Annotated in this window: 5 protein-coding genes and 1 pseudogene; 4 read left to right on the forward strand and 2 right to left on the reverse strand. The window is 61.9% G+C overall.

Annotated features, from left to right (window positions below; genetic code table 11):
• The 4 genes and pseudogenes from EOA78_RS34960 to EOA78_RS34975 form a co-directional block, all read left to right on the forward strand.
• Positions 1–666: pseudogene (locus tag EOA78_RS34960) on the forward strand (phosphotriesterase); the annotation flags it as partial.
• A 17-nt stretch (positions 667–683) separates the two neighbouring features.
• A complete protein-coding gene (locus tag EOA78_RS34965; RefSeq protein ID WP_127320228.1) occupies positions 684–1,454 on the forward strand; it encodes a glutamine amidotransferase in 771 nt (256 codons plus the stop codon).
• A 3-nt stretch (positions 1,455–1,457) separates the two neighbouring features.
• Positions 1,458–2,366: a PfkB family carbohydrate kinase gene (locus EOA78_RS34970; RefSeq protein WP_127320230.1), complete on the forward strand. Its 909-nt coding sequence runs from the start codon at positions 1,458–1,460 to the stop codon at positions 2,364–2,366.
• Complete coding sequence (locus EOA78_RS34975) at positions 2,363–3,193, forward strand: BtpA/SgcQ family protein (RefSeq protein WP_127320232.1); 831 nt, start codon at positions 2,363–2,365, stop codon at positions 3,191–3,193. Before EOA78_RS34970 ends, EOA78_RS34975 begins: the two co-directional genes overlap by 4 nt.
• Positions 3,194–3,270: 77 nt before the next feature.
• Here EOA78_RS34975 and EOA78_RS34980 read toward each other — a convergent pair whose 3' ends face one another.
• Together EOA78_RS34980 and EOA78_RS34985 are read right to left on the reverse strand one after the other, a co-directional pair.
• Entirely contained in the window at positions 3,271–4,257 is a 987-nt protein-coding gene (locus tag EOA78_RS34980) for an NAD-dependent epimerase/dehydratase family protein (protein WP_206533563.1), read from the reverse strand.
• Positions 4,258–4,414: 157 nt separating this feature from the next.
• The coding region (locus EOA78_RS34985) for an AAA family ATPase (RefSeq protein ID WP_164784104.1) at positions 4,415–5,090 on the reverse strand (676 nt) is incomplete at its 5' end.

The following is a 5,090-nucleotide window of genomic DNA, read 5'->3' on the forward strand; positions in this document are numbered from 1 at the left end:
TATCTCGAGCACAGCCATCCCGAATGGCTGAACGCGATGGATATCGACGCGGTGACCGAGTTCATCGTCAACGACGTCGGCGGCGGCGAGACGCAGCCACCGATCCTGGCCGGGCTGATCGGCGAGATCGGCGTCAGCAAGGACTTCACTTCAGAGGAACGAAAGTCACTGCGAGCTTCGGCGCGGGCCTCGCGCATCACGGGCGTGCCGCTGTCGATCCATCTGCCCGGCTGGGAGCGGCTGGCGCATGAGGTGCTCGATGTCGTGGAGGCGGAGGGCGCCGATCTTCGCCACACCGTTCTGTGCCACATGAACCCCAGCCATAGCGATCTCGACTATCAGACAAGCCTCGCCCGGCGCGGCGCGTTCCTCGAATACGATATGATCGGTATGGATTATTATTATGCCGACCAGGACGCGCAATCGCCCTCCGACGAAGAGAATGCGCGAGCAATCGCGGCACTTATCGAGGCCGGTTTCGGCGACTGCCTGCTGCTGTCGCAGGATGTGTTCCTCAAGATCATGCTGACCCGCTTCGGCGGCTTCGGCTACGGCTATATCCTGAAGCATTTCATACCGCGCCTGAAACGGCATGGCGTCGAGCAGCCAGCCATCGACCGCATGCTGATCGCCAATCCGAAGGCTGTGTTCTCGCGGCGGAACTGACTTAAGACGGAGTTCAAATGTCCAAGAAAAAGATCCTGCTTGCCGGCGAATCCTGGGTGTCGACCGCGACCCATATCAAGGGTTTCGACCAGTTTCCGACGGTCACCTACCACACCGGCGCTGACGAATTGCTGACGGCGCTGAAGGCGACCGACTTCGACGTGGCCTTCATGCCGGCGCATGAGGCGCAGCGCAGTTTTCCGCAAACAATGGAGGCGCTTTCGGCCTATGACGCGGTGGTGCTCTCCGACATCGGCGCCAACACGCTGCTTCTGCATCCCGACACCTGGGTTCACTCGAAGCCGACGCCGAACCGCTTGCGCCTGCTGCGCGATTATGTGCGCGATGGCGGCGGGCTTTTGATGTTCGGCGGCTACTATAGCTTCCAGGGCATCAATGGCGGCGCGCGCTACCGCAAAACGCCAGTCGAGGAGGTCCTGCCGGTGAACTGCCTCGCGTTCGACGACCGCGTCGAAGTGCCGGAAGGGTTTTCGCCTGTCCCGAAGGGCTCCTCGGACCATCCGATCTTGCAGGGTCTCGGTTCGGATTGGCCAATCCTGCTCGGCTTCAACGAGGTGACGCTGAAAGACGGGGCGGAAGTTCTGGCAACAGTGTCATCGGACTACGGATCGCTGCCGCTGCTCGTCGCCGGCCACTATGGCAAGGGCCGCACTGTGGCCTGGACATCCGATGTCGGGCCGCATTGGCTGCCACCGGAGTTCGTCGCCTGGAAAGGCTATAAGACCCTGTTCGAACAGATGCTGAGCTGGGCGACCGGTGAGAACTGAGCGATGCATGTGCATGTCGTCGGCAATGCCTGCGTCGACACGATGTTTCGCGTCGGCCGCTTCCCTGCCGCCGGCGAGACTTTGAACGCCAGCAGCTACGCCGACGGCCTCGGCGGCAAAGGCGCAAACCAGGCGGTTGCGGCCGCGCGCACGGGTGCTGCGGTGACGTTTTGGACGGCGCTCGGCAAGGACCGCGCAGGCGCATGGATCCGAGCCTCTCTCGACAGGGAGTTGTCCGACCTCGAGGTGAGCGAATTCGACCTGCCGAGTGACCGCTCGACTATCGTTATTGAGGCTGGCGGCGAGAATTTCATCGTCAGCGGCGTCGCCTGCAGCGAAGCGTTCGATCCGATTGCGCAAACCGCACTTGCGCGCCGGATCGCGTTTGGCGACATACTTGTGTGCCAAGGAAACCTGCGAGGTGCCGCGATAAACGCCTGCCTGCGGGCAGCGCAGGAAACTGGCGCGAGTACCGTTCTGAACGCCAGCCCTATCGACGCGGCGGCTCTGCCTGATTTCGGTTTGGCGCAGCTGTTGGTGGTGAATCAATCCGAGGCGAAAGAACTGACCGGCCGGGGTGATATGGCAGCCGCGGCCGACGCGCTCGCGGCCAAAGGCGCCGGAACAGTCGTGATCACACTTGGCGCGGAAGGTTGTCTCGTGCTTGGCCCCGACCAGGAAGTACCGCGTCGTTTGCCGGCGCCACGTGTCGAGGCTCTCGACACCAGTGGCGCCGGCGATGTGTTTTGCGGCTGTCTGGCCGGCGGGCTTGCCACGGGTATGTCGGTTACCTCAGCACTGAAGTTCGCGCTCGCGGCCGCGGCAATTGCAGTGACTCGCCCGGGCACACTGATATCCTGTCCTTCCGCGACTGAAATGGCCGCGCTCTTCGATCAAACGGAGCTCTCATGACCCAACTCGGCCAATCAGGCGGCGACGCGCTCGTAGAACTTTTCGGCCGCACCAAGGTGGTGATCGGTGTCGTTCATCTTGCGCCGCTTCCTGGCTCGCCGCGCTTTGACGGCGAGGCGGTCGAGGCGGTCTATCAGCGGGGTCTCGATGATGCGAGGTCCTATCTCGACGGCGGATGTGACGGCGTGATCGTCGAGAATCATGGCGACATCCCCTTTGCCAAACCTGACGATATCGGGCCGGAGACAGCGGCCTATATGGCGGTCGTTTCCGACCGTATCCGCCGCGAACTCGGCAAGCCGGTCGGCATCAATGTGCTCGCTAACGCCGCGATCCCTGCTCTTGCGATCGCCAGTGCCGCCGGCGCGGGTTTCATCCGCGTCAATCAATGGGCGAATGCCTATGTCGCCAACGAGGGTTTTGTCGAGGGCGAGTCGGGCCGCGCGGCACGCTACCGCGCCAAGTTGCGTGCCAACGGCATCCGCGTTTTCGCCGATGCTCATGTCAAGCATGGCGCGCACGCGATCGTCGCCGACCGCCCGATTGAGGAATTGGTCAAGGACCTGGTCTTCTTCGACGCCGACGCCATCATTGCAACCGGTCAGCGCACCGGGCACGCTGCGGATCTGAGCTACATCCGCATGATCAAAGAGGCTGCCGGCCTACCGACGCTGGTCGGCAGCGGCGTGACGCCCGACAATGCCAACGATATCCTTGGCATCGTCGATGGCGTCATCATCGCCAGCGCACTGAAGCATGACGGCGTCTGGTGGAACCAGGTCGACCCTGCCCGAGTAAAGACCTTCATGGCCGGGCTGAGGCGATGATCGAGCGGCCGGCCGGAGCGAAGTCGCGGGGCCGCAAACGCGGATGCCAACAGGCAACGACGACACTCAGGCCGCAGTCACCTTGTCGTTGATCCTGCAACCCATTCGGACCGGTACCAGTCGACGAATTTCTTCAGACCATTTTCGATCGAAACGCTCGGCTTGAAGCCGAAATCGCGCTCCAGTGCCGTCATGTCGGCATAGGTCCGCTCGACGTCGCTGCTCTGCATCGGCTCGCTGTGGCGGATCGCCTTTACACCGAGCAGTCTTTCCAGAGTGTCGATGAAATCACCCAGCCGCACCGGTCGGTTGTTGCCGACATTGTAAATCCTGCTGGGTGGGGCCTCGGCCATGGGCGGCTTGTCGAGCACGGCAACGACCGCCCGCACCACATCGTCGACATACGTGAAATCCCGCCACATCTCGCCATTGTTGAACACCCGGATCGGCTTTCCCTCGAGCATCGCCTTTGTGAATATCCAATAGGCCATGTCGGGTCGGCCCCAGGGACCGTAGACGGTGAAAAACCGCAAGCCGGTTTGCGGCACCCCGAAGAGATGGGCATAGGTGTGGCTCATCAATTCATCGGTTTTCTTGGTAGCAGCGTAGAGAGAGACGGGCCTGTCGACCTGATCGGTCTCGCTGAACGGCACCTTGCGGTTGCCGCCATAGACCGAACTCGACGAGGCATAGACCAGATGCTCGAATGCCGGCTGCGCGCGGCAGAATTCGAGCACTTCGAGATGGCCGACGACATTGGAACGGACATAGAGCCTCGGATTGTCGAGTGAATGACGCACACCCGCCTGAGCGGCGAGATGGACAATCCTGACTATGCCTTGCCCGGCCAAAGCGGTGGCGAGCGCGCCCTGTTCGGCGATCTCGATCTCATGAAATGAAAAATTCTTGTGGGGCTGAAGGCGGGCGAGCCGCCCCTCTTTAAGCGCCAGGTCGTAGTAGTCGTTCATATTGTCGACGCCGACGACTGCTTCCCCCCTGCTCAAGAGGTGGTGGCAAACATAGCTGCCGATGAATCCCGCGGCTCCAGTGACAAGTATAGGCAACAAGGTTCTCCATGCACATGCTGGCACATGATCGCGAAATCGAGATCGATTTCCGAAACGACCATGTGCAACATCAAAATGCTACATCCGAATGAAGGACCGTCTCAGCTCGGGCTATAGCCGACAGGCGCTACCGACAAGCTGTGCTGTCGACGCGTCAGCTCGCCTCGCGCAGAGCCTCGGCCGCCTGCAGATCGACCGACACGAGCTGGCTAACGCCCTGCTCGGCCATGGTCACCCCGAACAGCCGGTTCATGCGGGCCATGGTGATCGGGTTGTGCGTGATGATGACGAAGCGCGTCTCGGTGGTGGCGGCCATTTCGTCCATCAGATTGCAGAAACGCTCGACATTGTGATCGTCGAGCGGTGCGTCGACTTCGTCGAGCACGCAGATCGGCGCGGGATTGGTCAGGAACACGGCGAAGATCAGAGACATCGCCGTCAACGCCTGTTCGCCGCCGGAAAGCAGCGTCATCGTCTGCGGCTTCTTGCCGGGCGGCCGCGCAAGGATTTCGAGACCGGCCTCGAGCGGATCGTCGGACTCGATCAGTTGCAGTTCCGCCGTCCCGCCGCCGAACAGATGCGAAAACAGCCGCTGGAAATGGCCATTGACCACGTCGAAGGCAGCCAGCAGCCGTTCGCGGCCTTCGCGGTTCAGGCTCTGAATCGCCTGCCGCAGCTTGCGGATGGCCTCGATGATGTCCTCGCGTTCGGAAACGATGGTCTCCAGCCGATCGGACAGTTCCTTCTGTTCTTCCTCGGCGCGCAGATTGACGGCGCCCAGGCGCTCGCGCTCGATCTTCAGCCGGTCGAGCTGACGCTCGATCTCAGTC

Origin of the sequence: Mesorhizobium sp. M5C.F.Cr.IN.023.01.1.1, from assembly GCF_003997585.1 — a bacterium.
Taxonomy (GTDB): domain Bacteria; phylum Pseudomonadota; class Alphaproteobacteria; order Rhizobiales; family Rhizobiaceae; genus Mesorhizobium; species Mesorhizobium wenxiniae.